The sequence below is a fragment of the Polaromonas sp. P1_H6 genome, from assembly GCF_056405195.1.
Window position 1 is genome coordinate 19,086 of the sequence record NZ_JBFUCN010000015.1, and the last position, 23,252, is coordinate 42,337.

The following is a 23,252-nucleotide window of genomic DNA, read 5'->3' on the forward strand; positions in this document are numbered from 1 at the left end:
GTAACTAGAACCAGGTCTGGGCCGACAGCCAGGCGCGCGGCGCGCGGTCGGGGTCACCGGTGGAGGGCTGTGCCGGCGTGGTGCGCCAGGCCAGGTAGGTTTTGATGAGGAACTTGCCGGGCCGGCCCAGCGTGGCGCCCACACCGAAGGAGCCCAGGCTCAAGGTGTTGGCATTGCTGGGCAGGGTGGGGCCGTTCTGGTTGAAGCGCACGCGGCCGAAGTCGTAAAAGGCCAGCAAGGTCAGCGGCTCGCCCCACGGTGCCTGCGGGAACTGGTAACGCGACTCCAGGTTCAGCAGGAAACCGGCGTCGCCCACGCCTTCGCCCACCGGGTAGCCGCGCACGCCGTTGGGCCCGCCCAGCATCATTTTTTCGGCCGAGCTGAGGTTTTTGGATGCAAGCTGGGCCTGCGCCGCGAGGTGAAAGCTGTAGGGTGCGTCGAAGAACTGCGAGCGCTGGAATTCCAGGTTCAGCTTGCTGAAGCCGCCCGCGGTGCGCAGGCCGCCCAGGCCGTCATCAAACACCTGGTCGGCCGCGGAGAGCGCCAGACGGCCGAAGGTGAGGTTCACGGCGTAGCTGTTCAGGCCGCTGCCGCCCGCCACGCCGTCGATAAAGTTGCCGGCCAGCCCCAGTCTGAGCGCGCTGATGTCGCGTGCGCTGGCGAGCGCCGGTGTGCGGGTCTCATCGACCAGTTTCTTCTGCTCGGCGCTGATGAAGCCGTAGAGGTTGGTGCCACGCCCGCGCAGCAAAGGCTGGGAAACGCTGATGCCGGCGATGTCCGCCCGGCCGCTAGCGCCCAGCGCCTGGAACTGCTTGCCCAGCGCGTAGTCCAGCCGCGCCAGGCTCAGGCCCAGCCGCGTGCCCTGCGCGCCCACCGGCACGGTGTAGCCGATGCGGTACAGGGCCGAGCCGGCCTGGTCGTTTTGCTGCACGCTCAGGGCGAGCACGTCGCCGCGGCCCAGCAGGTTGTTGAGATTGGCGTTGAGTGCGGCGCGTACGGCGCCGGCGGCGCGCGCGCCGTGGTTGTCGACGCTCACGGACCCGTCGAAGCGCGGGCCCTTGGCCTGCACGGTGACCAGCACATCGGCCTGGCCCGGGTTCGCACCGGGCTGGACGGTCGCGGCGGCATCGTAGCCGGCCAGGTCGCGCAGCAGCAGCACGGGCTTGTCGAGCGCGTAGTCGGTGACGGCGTCGCCCGGCTTCAGCTGGCCGGCCACGAGGGCTTCGGCAAAGGCCTGCGAAATGCCCGTGCCGTCGACCCGCACCGTGACGCGGCCTACCCGCGCTTCCAGCACGGCGATGGTGACGGTGCCGCCCTCGGCGGGGAAAGCCTGCTCGGGCAGGTAGGCCTGCGTGAGCAGGTAGCCTTTTTGCCGGTAGTAGGCACTGATGGTGTTGGCCGCGTCGGTCAGGCCGGCGAGGTTGGTGGGCTGCTGCAGGCGGGACGCGAGCAGCGCTGCCAGGAGCTCGCCGGAAAACACCGTGTTGCCGGTAAAGCTGAAAGCGGCCGGCGTGATGCGGGCGGTGCCGGCGGCAGGTGCCGCCGGCTGGGGTTGGCGCAGTTCCACCGGCGGGGTGCCGCGGGGCGGCAGCAAGGGCAACGGGCCTGGCGACTCCAGCAAGGTGCCGGCATCCGGCCGCACCTGGGCGAACGCAGGCGCGCTCCCGGCGGCGACGGCAGCCAGTACAGCCCAGGCCAAAGGCCGGAGCACCAGAACAGGAGGACGGAACAAGGACAGACCTTTCAAGCCAGAATGCAACAAAGTGTTGCAATCCGGTTGTAGCCTTTTGCATTCATTCTGTCCAACGCTTTCCCTGTTCGGGGCGCAGGTTTAGCTCGTATCTGTTTGTTTTTTCACACTTTTTTGATGCCAGTCGCTACAAGCGTAAGAGGCTGCCCTCAAATGTTGCAATTTGTAAGAAATCGGCTTTGCGCGCTATTTACGGCTCATAGCCCTATGGATCATTTAGGCCAAATCAATTGGCCTGAAGCTTAGGCAATTCCTACCATTGGATAGGAATCAATCGCTTTTAGCTATTTTGAAGGAACAGCCGATGAGCAAACTGGTACGCGCCAACCTGCCCACCCTGAAGAAAACCGCCAGCTATTACGTGGTGCACGTGACGGTGGCGGCGCTGGTGGCCTATGCGGTGACCGGCAACTTCCTGCTGGCGATCACGCTGAGCCTGCTCGAGCCGACGGTGCAGGCTTTTGCCTTTTTCTTCCATGAAAAGGCTTGGCAGCGCTGGGGCGGCCAGCGCCCGGCCGCGCCTGCGCAGGCACAAGCCGTCCTGTCCACCACCCGCGCCTAGCGGCTATGCGCTGAGCCGCTCAGGCCGTGCCCCACACCTCGCGCGCCGTTTCGACTACGAGGCGCAGCTTGTTGCGCTGCGCTTCGACGGCGATGTTGTTGCCGTGCACGGTGCTGCTGAAGCCGCACTGCGGTGACAGCGCCAGCTGCTCCAGTGGCGCGTATTTCGCCGCGTCTTCGATGCGGCGCTTCAGGTCGTCCTTGCTTTCCATTTCGCCGAACTTGGTGGTGACCAGCCCCAGCACCACGGTTTTTCCCTTGGGCAGGTAACGCAGGGGTTTGAAGTCACCGCTGCGGCTGTCGTCGTATTCGAGGAAATAGGCGTCCAGGTCCATTTCCTTGAGCAGCGCCTCGGCCACCGGCTCGTAATTGCCGGCCGCGGCGTGGGTGCTCTTGAAGTTGCCGCGGCACAGGTGCATGGCCAGGGTCATGCCGGCGGGCTTTTGCGCCACCACCTTGTTGATGAATTTGGCGTAGCGATGCGGCAGCTCGTTGGGGTCGTCGCCGCGCTGGCGCGCCGCTTCGCGCATTTTTTCGTCGCAGAGGTAGGCCAGGTTGGTGTCGTCCATCTGCACATAGGTGCAGCCGGCCGCGGCCAGGCTGCGCAACTCGTCGCCATAGGCTTTGGCCACGTCGTCGTAGAAGGCCGGGTCGAGCTCGGGATAAGCCTCCTTGCTGATGCCGGCGCGGCCGCCGCGAAAGTGCAGCATGGTGGGCGAGGGGATGGTGACCTTGGGCGTATTGCCGGCGCTGACCTGGCTCTTGAGGTACTGGAAGTCGGCGAGCTGGATGTCCTTGACGTGGCGCACCTTGTCGATCACACGCATCACGGGCGGCGCCAGTTCCATGCTGCCGTCGGGCCGCTGGATGGTGACCGGGATGTCGGTCTTCACGCCGCCGATCTGTTCGAGGAAATCGATGTGGAAATAAGTGCGGCGGAATTCGCCGTCGGTGATGCTTTTAAGGCCCACGTCTTCCTGGAACTTCACGATCTCGGTGATGGCCTGGTCTTCGACCTTGCGCAGTTGTTCAGGCGTGATCTGGCCCTTGGCTTTTTGCTCGCGGGCTTCGAGCAGGTACTGGGGACGCAGAAAGCTGCCGACGTGGTCGTAGCGGGCGGGTAGTTTGGCGCTCATGGGAAAGTCTCCATAGTTTGCAGATACAGGGCCTCATGGTATTCCAGCCGGAACTACCCTCATTGAATACAGAAACTCCGTATTTACCCTGAATTTCCCTAGTTTTCTTGGCTTTTGGACGGTTTATGTATACATTGCGTATCCATGGAAGCCAAAAAACCCACTTTTCCGCTCAACGCCTGGTATGCCGCCGCCTATGACGTCGAGCTGGGCCGCAAGCTGCTGGCGCGCACGGTGTGCAAGCAGAAGCTCGTGATGTTCCGCCGCACCGACGGCCAGGTCGCCGTGCTGGAGGACGCCTGCTGGCACCGGCTGCTGCCGCTGTCCATGGGCACGCTGGAGGGCGATGAAGTGACTTGCGGCTACCACGGCCTGGTCTACAACGCGCAGGGCCGCTGCACCCATATGCCCAGCCAGGAAACGCTGAACCCCTCGGCCTGCGTGCGCGCCTTCCCGGTGGTCGAAAAACACCGCTTCATCTGGGTCTGGCCCGGCGACCCGGCCAAGGCGGACCCGGCGCTGGTGCCCGACATGCACTGGAACGACGATGCGGCCTGGGCCGGCGACGGCAAGCTGATCACCGTGAAGTGCGACTACCGCCTCGTGGTGGACAACCTGATGGACCTGACCCACGAGACCTTTGTGCACGGTTCCAGCATAGGCCAGCGCGCCGTGGCCGAGGCACCCTTTGTGGCCACGCATGGCGACCGCACGGCCACCGTGACGCGCTGGATGGAAAACATAGACGCGCCGCCCTTCTGGGCCGGGCAGATCGAACACGCGCGCGGCTACACCGGCAAGGTGGACCGCTGGCAGATCATCAAATTCGAAGCGCCCTGCACCGTGAACATCGACGTCGGCGTGGCCGAGGCCGGGTCGGGCGCGCCGCCCAAAGACGGCCGGCCCGGCGACCGCAGCAAGGGCGTCAACGGTTTTGTGCTGAACACGGTGACGCCCGAGACGGACGGCAGCTGCCACTACTTCTGGGCCTTCGCACGCAATTACTGCCTGGGCGAACAGCGCCTGACGCACCAGCTGCGCGAAGGCGTGGCCGGCATCTTCCGCGAGGACGAACTCGTGCTGGAAGCCCAGCAAATCGCCATCGATGAACACCCCGACCACCAGTTCTACAACCTCAACATCGACGCCGGGTCCATGTGGGCGCGGCGCCTGATAGACCGGCTGATCGCGCAGGAAGCGCCGACGGCGACGGTGATCCCGATACGCCTTGCGGCCTGAACTCCATGACAAAAATAATCCCCATGGCCACGACAAACCCTTCAGCCGCCCCCAACAGCCTGGAGAGCGCGCAGGTGAGGGCGCAGCTGCAGCTGCGCGAGATGATCCTGGCGGGCGAACTGCCCGGCGGCGCGCGCATCGCCGAGCTGTCCATCGTCGAAAAGCTGGGCGTCTCGCGCACGCCGATACGCGCGGCGCTGATGCGGCTGGAGCAGGAGGGCCTGCTCGAATCGCTGCCCAACGGCGGCTTCGCGGTGCGCACGTTTTCGGAGCGCGACGTGTCCGAGGCGATCGAATTGCGCGGCACGATCGAGGGCCTGTCAGCGCGGCTGGCGGCCGAGCGCGGCGCGCCCACCGTGGTGCTCGGCGAAGCGCGCGAATGCCTGAACCGCATCGACGAAGTGCTGAGCCAGCCGGCCCTCAACGACGAGGCGTTCTCAAGCTATGTGGCGCTCAACGAGCGCTTTCACGCGCTGCTCAGCGAAATGGCGGGCAGCGAGGTGATCGCCAAAGAGCTGGACCGCGTGTCCAGCCTGCCCTTCGCCTCGGCCTCGGGATTCGTGGTGGTGCAGGCCAACTCGCCGCGCGCGCGCGACATGCTCATCGTGGCGCAGGACCAGCACCGCCAGGTGCTGGACGCCATCGAGCAGCGCGAAGGCTCGCGCGCCGAGGCCATCATGCGCGAGCACTCGCGCCTGGCCCAGCGCAACCTGCGCGCCGCCGTGGCCAGCCACAACCTGGACCAGATGCCGGGCGTGCGTTTAATACGGAAAAAATAATGAAAGCCAACGCCAGCTGGACCGATGCGGTCATTGAATCTTTTGAGGACCTCACGCCCACCGTGCGCGAGTTCCGCATCCGGCCCGCGGGTGATGCGGCCGCTGTGCAGCGCCACGAACCCGGCAGCCACCTGCAGGTGCAGCTGCTGGTCGACGGCAGGCCGGAGCTGCGCTCTTATTCGCTGGTCGGCAAGCCCGACGGGCAAACGTGGCGCATCGCGGTGAAGCGGCTGGACGACGGCCGCGGCGGTTCGCGCGCGATGTGGCGGCTGGCCGCCGGCGACCGGCTGCAGGTCAGCGGCCCGCGCAACCATTTCCCGTTGGACTTCAACGCACCGGCCTACCTGCTGGTGGCCGGCGGCATAGGCATCACGCCGTTGCTGGGCATGGCCCAGGCGCTGGCCGGCCGCTGTGCTCAATCGGGCCGCTCGTTGCGCATGCTGTACGGCGTGCGCAGCGAATCTGAACTGGCTTACGGCGAAATGCTGCGGGCCAGCCTGGGCGGGCGGCTGCAAGCAGCCGTCGACGCGCGCATCGATTTCGCCGGCGAGATCGCGGCATTGCCGGTGGGCGCGCAAATGTATGTGTGCGGCCCGGTGCCCATGCTGGACGCCGCACGCCACGCCTGGGAGGCCTCGGGCCGGCCGGCGACCGACCTGCGTTACGAGACCTTCGGCAACAGCGGGCGCTTTTCGCCGCAGGCTTTCAGGGTGCTGATTCCGCGCCACGCGCTGGACATCACCGTGCCGCCCGGCTGCAGCCTGCTGGACGCGCTGGAGCAGGCGGGCGTGGAAGCGGTGTCCGACTGCAAGCGCGGTGAATGCGGCCTGTGCACGCTGGACGTGCTGGCGCTGGACGGCGAGATCGACCACCGCGACGTCTTTCTGAGCGAGCACGAGAAACAGCAGAACACACGGCTGTGCGCCTGTGTCTCGCGCGTGGTCGGCTCGGTGACGCTGGACTCGTCCTACCGGCCCGACGCCTGAGGAGGCAACTTGTGTGCGATCACCGGGCCATGCGCGCGATGATCGCGCAACCGATAGCGAACGCACGGCAACGCCGGGAGCGGCAACCGACAAAATCAAGCCATGGATGGCACGGGCCGATGTGTTCACATATCGAACATTTGTGCCGATACCGCACTCATACTAGACTCGCACCGTTTTACGGCCGGATGCCGGCAACCTGAACATCGCCGCATTTGACGCAGCAGCAAGAACTGAAAACCACCCAGGAGACAAGCATGAAAAAACGTACCTTCCTCACCGCCGCCGCGCTGTCGGCCGCGGCACTTGCCGCTCCCGCACTGGCCCAGGACAACACCTTCAAGATAGGCCTGATCCTGCCGATGACGGGCCAGCAAGCCACCACGGGCAGACAGATCGAGGCGGCCGCCCGGCTTTACATGGCGCAGAACGGCGACACCGTGGCGGGCAAGAAGATCCAGCTGATCGTGAAGGACGACACCTCGCTGCCGGACACCACGCGCCGCCTGGCGCAGGAGCTGGTGGTCAACGACAAGGTCAACGTGCTGGCGGGCTTCGGTATCACGCCCTCGGCCCTGGCCACCGCGCCCATCGCGACGCAGTCCAAGACACCGATGGTGGTGATGGCGGCCGCGACGTCCAGCATCACGCAGTCCTCGCCCTACATCGTGCGCACCAGCTTCACGCTGCCGCAGGTCTCGGTCGCGCTGGCCGACTGGGCGCCCAAGAACGGCATCAAGACGGTGGTCACGCTGGTGTCCGACTACGGCCCCGGCATCGACGCCGAAAAATTCTTCAAGGACCGCCTGACCTTCAACGGCGGCCAGGTGACCGACGCGCTGCGCGTGCCGCTGCGCAACCCCGACTTCGCGCCCTTCCTGCAGAAGGTGCGGGACAACAAACCCGACGCGCTGTTCGTCTTCGTGCCTTCCGGCGCGGGCGCCGCGGTGATGAAGCAGTTCCTCGAGCGCGGCCTGGACAAGGCCGGCATACGGCTGATCGCCACCGGCGACGTGACGGACGACGACCAGCTCAACGACATGGGCGACGGCGCACTGGGCGTGGTGACCTCGCACCACTACTCGGCGGCGCACCCCTCGGCCATGAACAAAAAATTCGTGGAAGCTTTTTCCAAGGCCAACAAGGGCCTGCGCCCCAACTTCATGGCCGTGGGCGGCTATGACGGCATGCGGGTGATTTACGAAGCGCTCAAAACCAGCAAGGGCCAGGGCGGCGGCGACGCGCTGCTCGCGGCCATGAAGGGCCAGCTGTTTGAAAGCCCGCGCGGCAAGATCTTCATCGACGCGCAAACGCGCGACATCGTGCAGGACGTCTACCTGCGCAAGGTCGAGAAGAAGGACGGCCAGCTTTACAACGTGGAATTTGACGTGATCAAGGACGTCAAGGATCCCGGGAAGAATAAGTAACCCCCGAAGCGCCGCTTCGCGGCGCCTCCCCCCTGCTGGGGGCAACCTCTGCGGCCCGGCAAAGCCGGTTCCGCGCCGTTCCTGGCATGGACCTCTTTCAAGCAAACACTGATCCTCCGGCCAAAGCATGCTGACCCTTCTTTTCGACGGTATCGCCTACGGCATGCTGCTGTTCATCCTGGCGGTGGGCCTGGCGGTGACCATGGGCTTGATGAATTTCATCAACCTCGCGCACGGCGCCTTCGCGATGGCCGGCGGCTACATCACCGTGCTGCTGATGCAGCATTTCGGCGTGCCCTTTTTGCTGTGCCTGCCGCTGGCCTTCATCGGCTCGGCGCTGCTGGGCGCGGTGCTGGAACGCACGCTGTACCGGCCGCTCTACAACAAGCCGCACCTGGACCAGGTGCTGTTTTCCATCGGCCTGGTGTTCATGGCGGTGGCCAGCGTCGATTATTTCGTGGGCTCGACGCAGCAGATCGTGCAGTTGCCCCAATGGCTCAAAGGCCGCACCGAGATCGGCAGCGGCGCCTGGATGCTGGGCATGGGCCACTACCGGCTGTTCATCATCGCGGTGTGCGCTGGACTGACGGTGGGCCTGCAGTACCTGCTGGCGCGCACGCGCTTCGGCAGCCGGCTGCGTGCGTCGGTGGACGACCAGCGCGTGGCGGCCGGACTGGGCATCAACGTCAACCTGGTGTTCCTCTCGACCTTCGCCGTGGGCTCGGGCCTGGCCGGCCTGGGCGGCGCGCTGGGCGCCGAGGTGCTGGGCCTGGACCCGAGCTTTCCGCTCAAGTTCATGATTTATTTCCTGATCGTGGTGGCCGTGGGCGGCACCTCGTCGATCACCGGGCCGCTGCTGGCCGCCTTGCTGCTGGGCATTGCCGACGTGGCGGGCAAGTACTACATCCCCAAGCTGGGCGCCTTCATCGTCTACAGCCTGATGATCGTGATCCTGATCTGGCGGCCGCAGGGCCTCTTTGTGCGCAAGGGAGGCAAATAAATGAACACGCAGACATCGCTGCTCAAGAGCAGCCGCTGGAAGCCCTGGGAGCCGGTGCTCTGGCTTCTCGCCTTCGCCGCGCCGGTGCTGATGCCCAGCCATGCGTCCCTTATCAACGAGATCGCCATCGTCGCGCTGTTCGCGGTGTCGCTGGACCTGGTGCTGGGCTATGCCGGCATCGTCTCGCTGGGCCATGCGGCTTTCTTCGGCATAGGCGGCTATGCGGCGGCGCTGTTCGCCAAGCTGGTCATGCCCGACCCGCTGCTGGGCCTGGCCGTGGGCATCGCCACCGCCACGCTGCTGGGCGCCGTGTGTTCGCTCACCATCCAGCGCGGCAGCGACCTGACGCGGCTCATGGTGACGCTGGGTGTGGCGCTGATCCTGCTGGAGCTGGCCAACAAGCTCGACTGGCTGACCGGCGGCGCCGACGGCCTGCAGGGCGTGGTCATGGGGCCGCTGCTGGGCAGCTTCGAATTCGACCTCGCGGGGCGCACCGCCGCCTACTATTCGCTGGCCGTGCTGCTGCTGCTGTTCGTGCTGATGCGCCGCCTGGTGCATTCGCCGCTGGGCGCGACGCTGGAGGCGATACGCGACAACCGCCTGCGCGCCATGGCCATCGGCATTCCGGTGGCGTCGCGGCTGGCGGTGGTCTACACGGTGGCGGCGGGCGTGGCCGGCGCGGCCGGCGCGCTGCTGACGCAGACCACCGGCTTCGCCTCGCTGGATTTGTTCGAGTTCCACCGCTCGGCCGACGTGCTGCTGATCCTGGTGGTGGGTGGCGTGGGCTGGCTGTATGGCGGCGTGGCCGGGGCGATTGTGTTCAAGCTGATGCAGGATGCGCTCTCGTCCATCACGCCGCAGTACTGGACCTTCTGGATTGGTCTCTTCCTGGTGGTGCTGGTGCTGGTGGGCCGCGAGCGGCTGGTCCGGCCCTGGACCTGGCTGCCGCAGCGCCGGCACGGAGGCCGGCCATGAGCGACACGACGCAGGACGCGGTGCTGTCCGCGCAAGGCCTGGTGATGCGCTTCGGCGGCATCACCGCCACCAACAACGTGAGCCTGAACCTGCGGCGCGGCGCGCGCCATGCCTTGATAGGCCCCAACGGCGCGGGCAAGACGACGCTGGTCAATCTGCTGACGGGCGTGCTGCAACCGACCGAGGGCCGCATCCTGCTCGAAGGGGAAGACATCACGCGGCTGGCGCCGCACCAGCGCGTCAAGCGCGGCATGGTGCGCACCTTCCAGATCAACCAGCTGTTCGACTCGCTCACGCCGCTGCAGACGCTGGCACTGGCCGTGTCGCAGCAAACGGGCCTGGGCGCGAAATGGTGGCAGCCGCTGGGCCGCAACCGGGCCGTGGCCGAGCGCTGCGAGCAATTGCTGGAGCAGTTTCACCTGACCGAGGTGATGGACCAGCCGACCCGCGTGCTGGCCTACGGCAAGCGCCGCCTGCTGGAGATCGCCGTGGCGCTGGCCTGCGAACCGCGCGTGCTGCTGCTGGACGAACCCGTGGCGGGCGTGCCGGCCGGCGAGCGCGAGGAACTGCTGCAAACCGTGGCCGCGCTGCCCGCGGATGTGTCGGTGCTGCTGATCGAGCACGACATGGACCTGGTGTTCAGCTTCGCCACCACCATGACGGTGCTGGTCAACGGCACGCTGCTGACCGAGGGCACGCCCGAGGAAATCGCGGCCGACCCGCAGGTCAAGGCGGTGTACCTAGGCCATGGCGAGGAACATGGAGAGGAACATGGCGAGGAGGTGGCCCATGGCTGAGCTGCTCAAGGTCGACAAACTGCGCGCCGGCTACGGCGAGGCCGTGGTGCTGCACGAGGTGTCGTTCACGCTGGGTGAAGGCCAGACGCTCGCACTGCTGGGCCGCAACGGCACCGGCAAGACCACGCTGATCAACACGCTGGCGGGCGCGACGCGGCAGCACGGCGGCGCCATTTCGTTCGGCGCGGGCGCGGCCATGGTCGCGCTGCACCAGTTGCCCTCGCATGAACGCGCGGCAGCTGGCATAGGCTGGGTGCCGCAGGAGCGAAACATCTTCAAGTCGCTGACGGTGCACGAAAACCTCACAGCGGTGGCGCGCCCGGGCAAATGGAATCCCGAGGGCGTGTACGCCATGTTCCCGCGCCTGGCCGAGCGCAAGGGCAACCTGGGCACGCAGCTGTCGGGCGGCGAGCAGCAGATGCTGGCCGTGGGCCGGGCGCTGGTGCTCAATCCGAAGCTGCTGCTGCTTGACGAGCCGCTGGAAGGCCTGGCGCCCATCATCGTGGAGGAACTGCTGCGCGCCATACGCCGCATCACGCGCGAAGAAGGCCTGAGCGCCATCATCGTGGAGCAGCATCCGCAGGCCATCCTGGCGATTTCCGACAGCGCCGTGGTGCTGGACCGCGGCACGGTGGTGCACACGGGAACAGCCCAGGCCCTGCGCGAGCAGCCCGAGCGCCTGGATCAGTTGCTGGGCGTGGCACGCTGAGCGGCCGGGCCGCCGGCCCTGCCACCCGTTCTGCATTTCGCGCTTAAAGCGCGCAAAAAACGGCTACGCGCCGCTATCGTGAACAAGCTTCGCGGCGAAGCGGCTTTCCATGCCGAAAAGTCAAAAGCGATCCACCTTTTTGCGTAGATTCACTTACTAGGGTTTTCCCCTCCAACGGCCTACAATCGCAGACCTTACAAGAAATTGACGGTCAACCGACCGTTCCCGCTGGAGACCTTGCTGATGCCGACACCACCCGCCGCGATGCCCGATGACCGCGAAGAAAAACGCGCCGAACTGCGCCGCGCCGCACTTGAATACCACGAGTTTCCGACCCCCGGCAAGGTGGCCATCGCAGCGACCAAGCAGCTGACCAACCAGCGCGACCTGGCCCTGGCCTATTCCCCCGGCGTCGCGGCGCCCTGCGAAGAGATCGTCAAGGACCCCAACAACGCCTTCAAGTACACCAGCCGCGGCAACCTGGTGGCCGTGATCACCAACGGCACCGCCGTGCTGGGCCTGGGCGACATCGGCCCGCTGGCCTCCAAGCCGGTCATGGAAGGCAAGGGCGTGCTGTTCAAGAAGTTCGCCGGCGTGGACGTGTTCGACATCGAGATCGACGAAAAAGACCCGGTCAAGCTGGTCGACATCATTGCCTCGCTGGAGCCGACCTTCGGCGCCATCAACCTTGAAGACATCAAGGCGCCCGATTGCTTCTACGTCGAGCGCGAACTGCGCAAGCGCATGAAGATCCCGGTGTTCCACGACGACCAGCACGGCACTGCCATCACCGTGGGTGCGGCGGTCCTCAATGCGCTCAAGGTGGTCGGCAAAGGCCCCGGCCAGGTCAAGCTGGTGACTTCCGGCGCGGGCGCTGCGGCGCTGGCCTGCCTGAACCTGCTGCTCAAGCTGGGCATTCAACGCGAGAACGTGTTCGTGACCGACCTGGCCGGCGTGGTCTATGAAGGCCGCACCGAGCTGATGGACGAGGACAAGATCCAGTTCGCGCAGAAGACCGACGCGCGCACCCTCAGCGACGTGATCGCGGGCGCGGACATTTTCCTGGGCCTGTCGGCCGGCGGTGTGCTCAAGAAGGACATGGTCGCCAAGATGGCCGCCAAGCCCATCATCCTGGCGCTGGCCAACCCGAATCCCGAGATCACGCCCGAGGACGTCAAGTCCGTGCGCGACGACGCCATCATGGCGACCGGCCGCACCGATTACCCCAACCAGGTCAACAACGTCCTGTGCTTTCCTTATATCTTCCGCGGCGCGCTGGATGCCGGCGCCTCCACCATCACCATCGAGATGGAAATCGCGGCCGTGCATGCGATCGCCGAGCTGGCACAGGCCGAGCAGAGTGAAGTCGTGGCGGCCGCCTATGTGGGCGAGAAGCTCGCCTTCGGCCCCGAGTACCTGATTCCCAAGCCCTTTGACCCGCGCCTCATGATGAAGATCGCGCCCGCCGTGGCGCAGGCGGCGGCCGACAGCGGCGTGGCCTTGCGGCCGATCCAGGACATGAACGCCTACCGCGACAAGCTGCAGAGCTTCGTCTACGCCTCGGGCACGGTCATGAAACCGATTTTCGCGGCCGCCAAGGCCGCCAGCCGCAAGCGCGTGGCCTACGCTGAGGGCGAGGAAGAACGCGTACTGCGCGCCTGCCAGATTGTGGTGGACGAAGGCCTGGCACGGCCGACGCTGATCGGCCGCCCGGCCATCATTGCCCAGCGCATCGAAAAATTCGGCCTGCGCCTGAAGGAAGAGCTCGACTACGACGTGGTCAACGTCGAGCAGGACCACCGCTACCGCGACTTCTGGCAGACCTACCACCGCATGATGGAGCGCCGCGGCGTCACCGTGCAGATCGCCAAGATCGAGATGCGCCGCCGCCTCACGCTGATCGCCGGCATGCTGCTGCACAAGGGCGACGTCGACGGCCTGATCTGCGGCACCTGGGGCACGACCGCCCACCACCTGGACTACCTGGACCAGGTCATCGGCAAGCGCGAAGGCGTCAACACCTATGCCTGCATGAACGGCCTGTTGCTGCCGAACCGCCAGGTGTTCCTGCTCGACACCCACGTCAACTGCGACCCGACGGCCGAGCAACTCGCCGAGATCACCACCATGGCGGCCGAGGAAATGATGCGCTTCGGCATCAAGCCCAAGGCGGCCCTGCTGTCGCATTCGAACTTCGGCTCGTCCAACCTGCCGAGCGCCCTGAAGATGCGCCGCACGCTGGAACTGCTGCGCGAAAAGGCGCCCTGGCTGGAAGTCGACGGCGAAATGCACGGCGACATGGCGCTGGACGCCGACGCGCGCGCACTGATCATGCCCAACAGCACGCTAACGGGCGAGGCCAACCTGCTGGTCCTGCCCAATATTGATGCGGCCAATATTTCGTACAACCTGCTCAAGACGGCGGCCGGCGGCAACATCGCTATCGGCCCCGTGCTGCTGGGCGCGAACAAACCCATGCACATCCTGACCGCTACCGCCACGGTGCGCCGCATCGTCAACATGACGGCCCTGACGGTCGCGGATGCGAACGCCGCCCGATAAGCCAAAATTAGATAGCCAGTACTAACTTATTTAGGTAATAAGCCCAGTCTTTACTGCCTAAATTTTCAGCAGCCACTTGCGTTTTTTGGCCATATGCGGCAAACTACCTCTCTTGAAATTTAAGGGTTAACCCGAAATCGGCGGGCTGGCCTTAGGTTCCAGGAAAGGCTTCTTTTTCATGTTGCGCAATGGGTGGGGACGTTGGCAGGCGGCCAGAATGGTCGGCCTGCTGGTCTTGACAACCAGCCTGAGCGGGCTGATCCCCAGCGTGGTGCAGGCCAAGGGTGCGGATACACCGGCAGCGGCCGGCACGATCGCAACGGCCCAATTGCCCCCGCAAGGGCGCGACATGATGACGCTGATTTACCAGGGTGGGCCGTTCAGGCATGACAAGGACGGCGTGGTGTTTGGCAACCGGGAGCGACTTCTTCCGGCCAACCGTCGCGGTTACTACCGCGAATACACCGTCAGGACGCCCAATGAACGCAGCCGGGGAGCCCGGCGCATTGTTTGTGGCGGCTTGAAACCCACCGCTCCGGATGCCTGTTATTACACCGACGACCACTATGCGAGTTTTCGCAGAATCGTTCAGTAAATGAACTGTGGTTGTTATTTCAAGTTTTTGACTTCAGAGAAAGAGTAGCGGAGATGGATACACCACTTCGTCGGGACAACGAGACGCCGGTGCGCAAGGACGGCGAAACGCCCTTGCGCGGCGTGCGGCCCAATATCGTTCAATCCATACGTGCCTTCCGGGTGCAGGATCTGCAGGACGCAGCGACACAGCTGAACCAGCATTTCCTGTATGCCAACCTGGGCAATGCCCAGAGCAAGCAGGACGTGCTGGACATGATTGCGGCGCAATACACCTTCCCGGCCCACTTCGGCAAGAATTTCGACGCGCTGTACGACTGCATGACGGACCTGGTCCACAAATCAGGCCCGCAGCCCGGCTTCATCGTCGTGCTCGAGCAGATTCCGGCCAACGCCAAATTCGACAAGGAAGCGCGCGAGCAGCTGCTCGACATCTTCCGGGATGCCTCGGACTACTGGGCGGATCGCAAGATACCGTTCAGATGTTTCTATTCTTTTCTGTAGCCCGCTCCCCAGACATCGGCCAAGGGGATCGGGCGAATGAGGCCCAGCAAGCAGTTGCAGAAGGTGAAGAAGTCATGCCTACCGACAAACTGGTAGACGTGTCACCTCTGGCGTTGCGCATGAGCAGCCCGTTTAACGCGGGTTACTGGCTCGCCGCTGCTTAAAGCAAAAACGACATCGTGGGCGCCGCAAGCGCCCGCAAAAAAAGACCGTCCTTGACGGGCTTTTTTTATGCCGGCTGTTGCCGTTCCGGCTTAAAGCGCCTGCACCAGCGCGACGTACTCGGCCACCGGCACTTCCTCGGCACGGCGCTGCACGTCAAAAGTTCCGCCGAAGCCCCGCGCGGTGAGCCATTGCCCCAGCGTGTGGCGCAGCAGCTTGCGGCGCTGGCTGAAAGCCACCTGCACCAGTTCGCTGAGCAGCTTGACATCCAGCGCCGCCGGCACGGCATGCGGCACCATGCGCACCACCGCGCTGTCCACGCGCGGCGGCGGGTCAAAGCTGTGCGGCGGCACGAACAACACGTTTTCCATGGCGTAGCGCCACTGCAGCATCACGCTGAGCCGGCCGTAGTCGCTGGTGGCCGGTGCGGCCACCATGCGGTCTATGACTTCCTTTTGCAGCATGAAGTGCTGGTCTTCAATCACGTCGACCGCATCCAGCAGGTGGAACAGGATAGGCGTGGAGATGTTGTACGGAAGGTTGCCGACGACCCGAAGCTTTTGCCCCTGCGCGCAAGCGGTGTGCGCCAGTTCACGGATGTCGACCTTGAGGATGTCGGATTCGACCACACTGAGCTGGGGGTGCTCGCGCAGTTGCCGCGCCAGGTCACGGTCCAGCTCGATCACCGTCAGCTTGCCAAGGCGCTCGACGAGCGGCTGCGTCAAGGCCGCAAGCCCGGGCCCGATTTCCACCACAGCCTGGCCAGCCCGCGGCGCGATCGCCTGGACGATGCCTTCAATGATGCCCTGGTCAGTCAGGAAATGCTGGCCGAAGCGTTTGCGCGGGATGTGTTTCATATATAGCGGCCTCACGCCCTAAACCAGCAGGGGCCGCGGGACTGGCTTTGCCAGACCGCAGGCGCAACGGCCCCTTTCGTGAGGAAAGGGGCAGGGAGCTACGCGAAGCGAGCGACCGTGGGGGCCACATTATTGAGGAGGATCACGATACTCCACATACGCACGGCCACGGACCTCCTGGGCCCAGAGTGCGTAAGCTTCGTTTTGCTTCTTCTCGCGCAGCACGTTACGCGCGATCTCGCGCTGGTCGCGCAGCGAGAGCTGCGTGTCGCGGCGCTCCAGCACCTGGATGATGTGCACGCCGTATCGGGTCACCAGTGGATCGGAGACCTGGTTGGGTGCCAGGCTGTTCATGACCTTCTCAAACTCAGGCACAAACATGCCGGGGCTGGCCCAACCCAGGTCGCCGCCTTCCTTGGCCGAACCGTCCTCGCTGTTTTCGCGGGCGAGGGCGGCAAAATCGGCTTTCCCCGCCTGGACACGTTTCTTGAGCTCGGCGAGTTTTTCCGTCGCGGTGGCTTCCGTCTGTTTGGGGTTCAAGCGCAGCAGGATGTGCCGGGCATGGGTCTGCGTCACGGTGGCGCCGGGCATACCGCCCTGGCGCTTCTCGATCACCTTGAGGATGTGAAAGCCCGCGCCGCTTCGCACCGGGCCGGCCAGTCCGCCGGTCTGCAGGTTTTTGGTTGCTTCGACAAAGAGGGGGGGATAGCGGTCCGCCGTGCGCAGGCCCATCTGGCCGCCGGTGGCGCGTGTGGCGGATGCGGAGAACTCCGCGGCCAGCGCAGCGAAATCGCCGCCGGCCTTGGCACGATCCACCACCTGCTGGGCCCTGGCCTGCAGCGCCGCGACCTGGTCGGGCGTGGCGTTCTCCGGCACCGGCACCAGAATTTCGCCCAGGTTGAGGGCCAAGGCGGAAGGCTCGGCGCCGCCGCCTTCCTGGTCGCGCAGGAACTGGTCTATCTCCTGCTCGTTCACGGTGACGCGCGACTCCAGTTCGCGCTGGCGCAAGCGGCCCACCAGAAGCTCATCGCGCACTTCGGAGCGGAACTGGGTGTAGTCGATGCCGTCCCCCTTCAGGCGGCTGCGCAGCTGGTCCACCGAGATCTGGTTCTGGCTGGCCACGGTCTGGACCGCGTTTTCGATGGTGTTTTCATCGATCCGGATACCCGAGGTGCGTGCCAGCTGCAGCTGCGCCTTGTCGCTGATCATGCGCTCCAGGATCTGCGGCACCAGTTCACTGCGCGGCGGCAGGGCCGTGCCCTGCTGGAGGATCTGCTGCTCGGTGCGTATCAGTTTGAGGCGGACCTCGCTGTTGGTGATCGGCTCGGAATTCACCACCGCGACGATGAAATCGGCCTGGCGTTGCCCGCCGCCACCCTGGGCCGGGGCGCGCGCGGCGGCAGCCGGGTCGGACAGGCGCAGGGGATTGGACGGCTTGAGCCCCTGGGCCTGCACCTGAACCGCCAGCAAGGCCGAAAGCGCCAGGGTGAGGGCGGCGGCGCGCGGCAGGCTTGGGGAGAGTTCAGGAAGAAAACGGATATTAGTCATAAGTGGTAAAGCGGCTTGGAGCCTCGATTTTCTCACGCAGGTACTGGTAGCGCGGGACATTTGACTTGAGGGTTTCCAGGGGGTTCCCGCCAATGCGGGAGAAGCCCACCAGCTCCAGCTGGAACATGATCCGGGTGTCGGAAGTGCCGGTACTGGTCTGCGAGCGCTGCAGCACGACGCGGCTTATCCAGCAGCAGCCGTCGTATTCGACGCCGATGATGGAGTCGACCAGCCGCTTGTCCAGCACGCTGTAGTTCAGCCGGCCGACCGCGTAATAACGCCCCGGCCCCTGGCCCTGCCCGGGACCCAGGTCCTTGCCCTTGTCGCCCCACAGGTCGTTGATGGGCCACTGCCAGCCCACATCGATCTGCTCGCTGACGTTGCGCTGGCGCCGGAATGCGGCGCTGATGACGCGGTAATTGCCCGGGTTATAACGCACGCCGAACGAGGCGCGCTCGGACTGCCGGGTCTTGGGGTTGTATTGCACCGTGCTGTCGAAAGACCATTGCGGCACCCAGTTGACGGACGCGCCGACCAGTATGTCGCTGATGCGGTCGGTAACCGGCAGTGCGCCGGGCAGGGTCACCCGCTGGTCTTCAAAGCGCAGGCGCTGCGCGATACCGACGCGCACGGCTTCGGCGCCGGTCGCGGGATCCAGCAGGCGGGAGGTCACACCCAGTGTCAGCAGGTTCGCGTCGGAAATGCGGTCATTGCCGACAAAAGCGTTCTCGGTAAAGACGGTCGCGAAGTTGAAGTCGTTGATGCCGGAGTCATAGTTGGGCAGCAGGCTCTGGTCGCGGTAGGGCGTGCGGACATAAAAAGCCCGCGGCTCCAGCGTCTGGGTGAAATTGCGGCCCAGGAAGCTGGCCTCACGCTCGAACTGCAGGCCGCTGTCCAGGCTGAAGGTCGGAACCACACGCGAGGCCGTCTTCGCCCCGCCCACCAGCGGCGCGTCGAACTGGTAGCTGGTGGCATGCAGCTGCACCTTGGGCGTGATGAAACCCGCCGACGACAGCCAGGGACGGCTGATCTGCAGCTTGGTGAAAGCCCGGTTGCTGTTGGGCTGGTTCGTCAGCGTGCGGTCCGCGGAGAAGCGGGTGTAATCGCCCTCGATCGACCAGTCGAAGCCGTTGCCCAGCCCTCCCAGGGGGGCGTCCACCCGGGTGTAGGCGGCCGTGAGCTGCGGAAGCCGGTCATACGGAGGGACGATGGGCGAGGTCACGTCCTGCAAGGTCTGCCACTTCAGGGTTCGCAGGGTGCTGGAGAAGAATCCCCTGCCCCAGGTCAGGGTGGCATCCTGGGACAGCAGGCGCTGGGTGGTGTAACCGGAGCGTGCCGGAAAATCCTTCCAGTAATCGTTGTCGCTGACACGATTCAGGTTGAGGTTGAGGCCGAGGTTGCCGACCGAAGCCAGGCCGGTGGCAATGGTGCCGGTGTGCTGGTAGCCGTAGGACCAGCGGTCCCGGTCGCGCAGCTTGTCGCTGGGCAGGTAATTGGCACGCAGTTCGCCCTGGTAACTGGGTTCCAGGTAACGGAACTCGCCGGCGAGGTCTACGCCGCGCTTGCTCAGGATCGCCGGTGAAAAGGTGGCATCCCGATTGGGTGCGATGTCGAAGTAATACGGCTGGCGAAACTCAAACCCGTTCGTCGAGCCCATGCTGATGGTAGGCGGCAACAGGCCCGACTTGCGCTTGTCGCTCAGCGGAAAACTCACCCTGGGAAAAGCCAGGATGGGCACGCTCTTGAAGCGGACGACGGCATTGTGGGCCACGCCGACCTCGGTCTCCAGGTCGAACTCGAAGCGGCTGGCGCGCAGCACCCACGCAGGCTGCCAGCTCGCCTCGTCATCACGCTCGCAGGTGGTGTAGGTGGCGCGCTCGGCCGTCAGGTGTTTCTCGTCGAGGAAATCGACCCGCAGCGCCCGGCCGTTGCCGCCGTTGCTCAGGAAGCGGTAATCGGGCGTGGTGAAAAAGCCCTCGAACCGGTCCAGCTTGAGCTCCAGCTCGGGGCCTTGAAAGCGGTTGCCGGCGCGGTTGATGCGCACGTTGCCGCGGCTTTTGAGCTGGTCGTCGGGCTGGTAATACTCGATGCGGTCGGCGCGTATGGAGGTGGCCCCGCGCCGCAGTTCCGCATTGCCGTCGATCACGGTTTCCAGGTCCGGGCGTCCCGACACACGGTCGCCGAAGACAAACGTCGGCCCCCGGTCCTGCGGGTCGCTGGAGACTTCCTCGGCCAGCATGGGGGTGGGCTTGAGCTTCAGGGCGCCCTCGGACTCCGCCATCTCCGCCGGCGTGGGAGCTGGCGCGCCACGCGCCGCTGCCGGCGCCGCGGGCACCGCCTGGGCGTGCGCCGTCCCCGCAACAGTCATCCCCAGCGTGGCGCAAAACACGACCAGCCTGGAGACAGCAAGAGCCACCGGAGAGAGAATAAAAGGCGAGGGGGATGCGCGGCGCATCGTTTATGTGAGATAAACCCGTTTGTAAAATCAGGCCCGATTATCCATGACCCTCCAGCCCATCCCCAGAATAAAGAAGCCGAGCCCGGCGAAGGCCGCGCAAGCATGACCGCGCCGTCCATCGCCTGGGCCGACCCGGCACGCGCCGCCGCCTTCGACAACTGGCTGGCCGACATGGCCCGCCTGCATCGTTTGCAGGCCGGCACGCTGAGGCCGGCATCGGCCGACGCCAGCTTTCGCCGCTATTTCAGGGTCGACGCCGCATCGGGCGAGGGCAGCTGCATCATCATGGATGCGCCGCCCGCGCAGGAAGACTGCAAACCCTTCGCCAAGGTCGCCGGCCTGATGGCGGAGGCGGGCCTCAACGCGCCGCGCGTGCTGGCATGGGACGAACCTTTGGGCTTCATGCTGCTGAGCGACCTCGGCGCGCAAACCATGATGGAGCTGATCGCGCCTCCCGCCGCGGTTGACGCGATTGCCAGCCCCACCTCCGCCCACTACGAGCTGTACACCCATGCGGTGGACGCGCTGGTGCGTTGGCAGCTTGCCTCGAAACCAGGCGTGCTGCCCCCCTATGACGAGGCGCTGTTGTCGCGCGAACTCTCGCTGTTCCCCGACTGGTATGTCGCCAAACACCGCAAGCTGCCGCTGGACACGGGCCTGCAGGAAAAGCTGAACGTTCTCTTTGAACAGATCAAGGCCAGCAACCTGAATTCGCTCGAAGGTGCGCGGGTGTTTGTGCACCGCGATTTCATGCCGCGCAACCTGATGATCCCAAGCGGCTCACCAGCGGCTCTCGCGGACGCGCCGCCGCTTGGGGTACTAGACTTCCAGGATGCGGTCTACGGCCCCATCAGCTATGACATCGCCAGCCTGATGCGCGATGCGTTTCTGAGCTGGGAAGAGGATTTTGTGCTCGACATCACCGTGCGCTACTGGCAGAAGGCCCGCAAGGCGGGCCTGCCGGTCGGCGACGATTTCGGCGAGTTCTACCGGGCCGTCGAATGGATGGGCCTGCAGCGCCACCTCAAGATTCTGGGCATCTTCGCGCGCCTCACGCTGCGCGACGGCAAGCCCAAATACCTGGCCGACACGCCGCGCTTCATCCGCTACGCCCGCAACACCGCCGCGCGCTACCGCCAGCTGGGCCCGCTGATGGTCTTGCTCGACGAGATCGAAGGCAATGAAACCCGCGTAGGCTACACGTTCTGACCGCATGAAGCACTCCCTCCACCGCCCTCCCGCCGCCAGGGCCGTGCCGTGAGCGCGCGTTTCTATGCCGACATGGCGCTGGTGCCGGGCACGACGGTCCAGTTGCCGCCGGCCGCCGCCCGCCACGTCCAGGTCCTGCGGCTGCAGCCCGGGGACGCGCTTTCACTGTTCAACGGCAGGGGCGACGGCCAGCCCGGCAGCGAAGGGGAATTCGACGCCACGGTCGCGCGCATGGGCCGCAGCGAGGTCGAGGTGATCGTCGGCGCCTACAACCCCACGGCGCGCGAGGCCGGCCGCGCCATCCACCTGGCGGTCGGCATGCCCGCCAACGAGCGCATGGACTGGCTGGTCGAAAAAGCCGCCGAACTCGGCGCGGCCAGCATCCAGCCCCTGATGAGCGAGCGCAGCGTGCTGCGCATCAAGGGCGAACGCGCCGACAAAAAAATCGCGCACTGGCACGGCGTGGCCGTCGCCGCCTGTGAGCAGTGCGGCCGCAGCCGCGTGCCGCTGATCCACGACGTCGCCAGCCTGGCCGACTGGCTCAAAGGCCTGGAAGATGCGGCCGCGGGCGGAAGCCGGCTGCTGCTGTCGCTGCGCGAAGGCAGCCGGCCGCTGGCCCAGGCGATTCCGGGCAGCGGTCCGCTGACATTTTTAAGCGGCCCCGAGGGCGGCCTCAGCCTCGCCGAAGAAGCCGCGGCCATTGCCCGGGGCTTTAGCCCCGTCACGCTGGGCCCGCGCGTGCTACGGGCCGAAACCGCGCCGCTGGCCTGCCTGTCGCTGTTGACACTGGGCGGTGCCGCATGAACCGCAACCTCTGGCTGCTGGCCGTTTGCCAGGGCCTGTTCCTGACCAACAACGTCACCTTCATCGCCATCAACGGCCTGGTCGGGCTGAACCTGGCGCCGCTGGGCTGGATGGCGACCCTGCCCGTCATGGGCTATGTGGTGGGCGGAGCGCTGTCGACCTCGGTGGTGGCGCGCACGCAGGCGCGCTTCGGGCGCAAGGCCTCCTTCCAGCTCGGCCTGCTGGTAGCCGTGGCCTCGGCCCTGCTGTGCTGTTACGCGGCCTACGGCAGGAATTTCTGGCTGCTGGTGGCGGCCACGGTGGTGGCCGGCTACTACAACGCCAACGCGCAGCTCTACCGCTTTGCCGCGGCCGAGCTGGCCCTGCCGGCTTTTCGCGAAAAAGCCATTTCGCTGGTCATGGCCGGCGGCCTGCTGGGCGCCGTCGCCGGGCCCAATCTCGCGGCCCACACGCGGGAGCTGACCGACGTACCTTTTGCCGGCGCCTACCTGGCGCTGGCCGGCGTGGCACTGCTGTCCATGGCGCTGCTGGCCTTCATCCAGTTTCCGCCGCCGCCCGAGGCGCACGCGGCACGCGGCGGAAGGCCACTCGGCGAAATCATGCGGCAGCCGGTCTTCATCGTGGCCGCGGCCGCCGGCGCCCTGGGCTTTGGGGTGATGAACCTCCTGATGGCCGCCACGCCGATCGCCATGCAGGTCTGCGGCCTGCCGTTTTCCAGCGTCGCGCTGGTGCTGGAGTGGCATGTGATCGGCATGTTCGCGCCCGGTTTTTTCACCGGCCACCTGATACGCCGCTTCGGCGCCCTGCCCATCATGGCGGTGGGCGTGGCGCTGAACGTGGTGTGTGTGCTGATCGCGCTTTCGGGCGTGGACCTGAAGCAGTTCCTGGCGGCGCTGTTTTTGCTGGGGCTGGGCTGGAATTTCCTGTTCACAGGTGCCACCACACTGGCCTTGACGGCCTACCGTCCCGAGGAAAAGGACAAGGCGCAGGGCGCGCTCAATTTCTGCATTTTTGCCGTGCTGGCGATGTCCTCTCTGGCGTCGGGCGTGCTTGTCACCACGCAGGGCTGGGCCTTGCTGAACCTCGGTTCGCTGCTGCCGCTAGGCCTGACCGGCGCGGCGCTGGCCTGGCTTGCACTGGGCCGTCGCAAGGCACAGAATGCCTGAGAGCCTTTTGGCTCACGTCATTCATCACT

20 protein-coding genes are annotated in these 23,252 nt (G+C 65.6%); 15 read left to right on the plus strand and 5 right to left on the minus strand.

Annotated elements, in window-relative coordinates:
• Nucleotides 1-4: 4 nt before the first annotated feature.
• Nucleotides 5-1,699: a ShlB/FhaC/HecB family hemolysin secretion/activation protein gene (locus AC1D1F_RS15155; RefSeq protein WP_477696619.1), complete on the minus strand. Its 1,695-nt coding sequence runs from the start codon at nucleotides 1,697-1,699 to the stop codon at nucleotides 5-7.
• 355 nt (nucleotides 1,700-2,054) lie between these two features.
• Here AC1D1F_RS15155 and AC1D1F_RS15160 point away from each other — a divergent pair, with 355 nt between their 5' ends.
• Nucleotides 2,055-2,312: a DUF2061 domain-containing protein gene (locus AC1D1F_RS15160; RefSeq protein WP_477676396.1), complete on the plus strand. Its 258-nt coding sequence runs from the start codon at nucleotides 2,055-2,057 to the stop codon at nucleotides 2,310-2,312.
• Between the two features lie 19 nt (nucleotides 2,313-2,331).
• On the opposite strand, the gene AC1D1F_RS15165 is transcribed toward AC1D1F_RS15160, so the two are convergent.
• A complete protein-coding gene (locus tag AC1D1F_RS15165) occupies nucleotides 2,332-3,447 on the minus strand; it encodes a 5-methyltetrahydropteroyltriglutamate--homocysteine S-methyltransferase (protein WP_477696620.1) in 1,116 nt (371 codons plus the stop codon).
• A gap of 144 nt (nucleotides 3,448-3,591) precedes the next feature.
• Here AC1D1F_RS15165 and AC1D1F_RS15170 point away from each other — a divergent pair, with 144 nt between their 5' ends.
• From AC1D1F_RS15170 to AC1D1F_RS15220, 11 genes are all read left to right on the plus strand, one after another.
• Nucleotides 3,592-4,686: an aromatic ring-hydroxylating dioxygenase subunit alpha gene (locus tag AC1D1F_RS15170; RefSeq protein WP_477696621.1), complete on the plus strand. Its 1,095-nt coding sequence runs from the start codon at nucleotides 3,592-3,594 to the stop codon at nucleotides 4,684-4,686.
• Nucleotides 4,687-4,709: 23 nt separating this feature from the next.
• The gene (locus AC1D1F_RS15175) at nucleotides 4,710-5,465 is read left to right on the plus strand and encodes a GntR family transcriptional regulator (protein WP_477655983.1); all 756 of its coding nucleotides are present in this window, start codon (nucleotides 4,710-4,712) and stop codon (nucleotides 5,463-5,465) included.
• A complete protein-coding gene (locus tag AC1D1F_RS15180) occupies nucleotides 5,465-6,451 on the plus strand; it encodes a PDR/VanB family oxidoreductase (protein WP_477675569.1) in 987 nt (328 codons plus the stop codon). Before AC1D1F_RS15175 ends, AC1D1F_RS15180 begins: the two co-directional genes overlap by 1 nt.
• 257 nt (nucleotides 6,452-6,708) lie before the next feature.
• Complete coding sequence (locus AC1D1F_RS15185; RefSeq protein WP_477675568.1) at nucleotides 6,709-7,878, plus strand: ABC transporter substrate-binding protein; 1,170 nt, start codon at nucleotides 6,709-6,711, stop codon at nucleotides 7,876-7,878.
• 127 nt (nucleotides 7,879-8,005) lie between these two features.
• Nucleotides 8,006-8,878: a branched-chain amino acid ABC transporter permease gene (locus AC1D1F_RS15190; protein ID WP_477675567.1), complete on the plus strand. Its 873-nt coding sequence runs from the start codon at nucleotides 8,006-8,008 to the stop codon at nucleotides 8,876-8,878.
• Nucleotides 8,879-9,853 carry a branched-chain amino acid ABC transporter permease gene (locus AC1D1F_RS15195; RefSeq protein WP_477675566.1) on the plus strand — a complete coding sequence of 325 codons (975 nt, stop codon included), beginning with the start codon at nucleotides 8,879-8,881 and terminating at the stop codon, nucleotides 9,851-9,853.
• Nucleotides 9,850-10,650, plus strand: a complete 801-nt coding sequence (locus AC1D1F_RS15200) for an ABC transporter ATP-binding protein (RefSeq protein ID WP_477696623.1) — start codon at nucleotides 9,850-9,852, stop codon at nucleotides 10,648-10,650. The genes AC1D1F_RS15195 and AC1D1F_RS15200 overlap by 4 nt, the downstream gene beginning before the upstream one ends.
• Nucleotides 10,643-11,359 carry an ABC transporter ATP-binding protein gene (locus AC1D1F_RS15205; protein WP_477675564.1) on the plus strand — a complete coding sequence of 239 codons (717 nt, stop codon included), beginning with the start codon at nucleotides 10,643-10,645 and terminating at the stop codon, nucleotides 11,357-11,359. Before AC1D1F_RS15200 ends, AC1D1F_RS15205 begins: the two co-directional genes overlap by 8 nt.
• A gap of 243 nt (nucleotides 11,360-11,602) precedes the next feature.
• Nucleotides 11,603-13,921 carry an NADP-dependent malic enzyme gene (locus AC1D1F_RS15210; RefSeq protein WP_477696624.1) on the plus strand — a complete coding sequence of 773 codons (2,319 nt, stop codon included), beginning with the start codon at nucleotides 11,603-11,605 and terminating at the stop codon, nucleotides 13,919-13,921.
• Between the two features lie 217 nt (nucleotides 13,922-14,138).
• The gene (locus AC1D1F_RS15215) at nucleotides 14,139-14,516 is read left to right on the plus strand and encodes a guanyl-specific ribonuclease (RefSeq protein ID WP_477675562.1); all 378 of its coding nucleotides are present in this window, start codon (nucleotides 14,139-14,141) and stop codon (nucleotides 14,514-14,516) included.
• A gap of 53 nt (nucleotides 14,517-14,569) precedes the next feature.
• Nucleotides 14,570-15,019, plus strand: a complete 450-nt coding sequence (locus AC1D1F_RS15220; protein WP_007869336.1) for a barstar family protein — start codon at nucleotides 14,570-14,572, stop codon at nucleotides 15,017-15,019.
• Between the two features lie 254 nt (nucleotides 15,020-15,273).
• Here the strand turns inward: AC1D1F_RS15220 and rsmA are convergent, their stop codons facing one another.
• The 3 genes from rsmA to AC1D1F_RS15235 form a co-directional block, all read right to left on the minus strand.
• Nucleotides 15,274-16,038 carry a 16S rRNA (adenine(1518)-N(6)/adenine(1519)-N(6))-dimethyltransferase RsmA gene (gene rsmA / locus AC1D1F_RS15225; RefSeq protein ID WP_477675561.1) on the minus strand — a complete coding sequence of 255 codons (765 nt, stop codon included), beginning with the start codon at nucleotides 16,036-16,038 and terminating at the stop codon, nucleotides 15,274-15,276.
• Between the two features lie 129 nt (nucleotides 16,039-16,167).
• Nucleotides 16,168-17,586 carry a peptidylprolyl isomerase gene (locus AC1D1F_RS15230; RefSeq protein WP_477675560.1) on the minus strand — a complete coding sequence of 473 codons (1,419 nt, stop codon included), beginning with the start codon at nucleotides 17,584-17,586 and terminating at the stop codon, nucleotides 16,168-16,170.
• Nucleotides 17,579-20,041, minus strand: coding sequence for an LPS-assembly protein LptD (locus AC1D1F_RS15235; RefSeq protein ID WP_477696625.1), 2,463 nt, complete (start codon nucleotides 20,039-20,041; stop codon nucleotides 17,579-17,581). Before AC1D1F_RS15235 ends, AC1D1F_RS15230 begins: the two co-directional genes overlap by 8 nt.
• Nucleotides 20,042-20,146: 105 nt before the next feature.
• On the opposite strand from AC1D1F_RS15235, the gene AC1D1F_RS15240 reads away from it, so the two are divergent.
• Genes AC1D1F_RS15240 through AC1D1F_RS15250 form a run of 3 tightly spaced genes read left to right on the plus strand, consistent with a single transcriptional unit; the run spans nucleotide 20,147 to nucleotide 23,223 of the window.
• A complete protein-coding gene (locus AC1D1F_RS15240; protein ID WP_477675558.1) occupies nucleotides 20,147-21,253 on the plus strand; it encodes an aminoglycoside phosphotransferase family protein in 1,107 nt (368 codons plus the stop codon).
• A gap of 48 nt (nucleotides 21,254-21,301) precedes the next feature.
• Nucleotides 21,302-22,057 carry a 16S rRNA (uracil(1498)-N(3))-methyltransferase gene (locus AC1D1F_RS15245; protein WP_477675557.1) on the plus strand — a complete coding sequence of 252 codons (756 nt, stop codon included), beginning with the start codon at nucleotides 21,302-21,304 and terminating at the stop codon, nucleotides 22,055-22,057.
• Nucleotides 22,054-23,223, plus strand: coding sequence for an MFS transporter (locus tag AC1D1F_RS15250; protein ID WP_477696626.1), 1,170 nt, complete (start codon nucleotides 22,054-22,056; stop codon nucleotides 23,221-23,223). Before AC1D1F_RS15245 ends, AC1D1F_RS15250 begins: the two co-directional genes overlap by 4 nt.
• Nucleotides 23,224-23,252 lie beyond the last annotated feature (29 nt).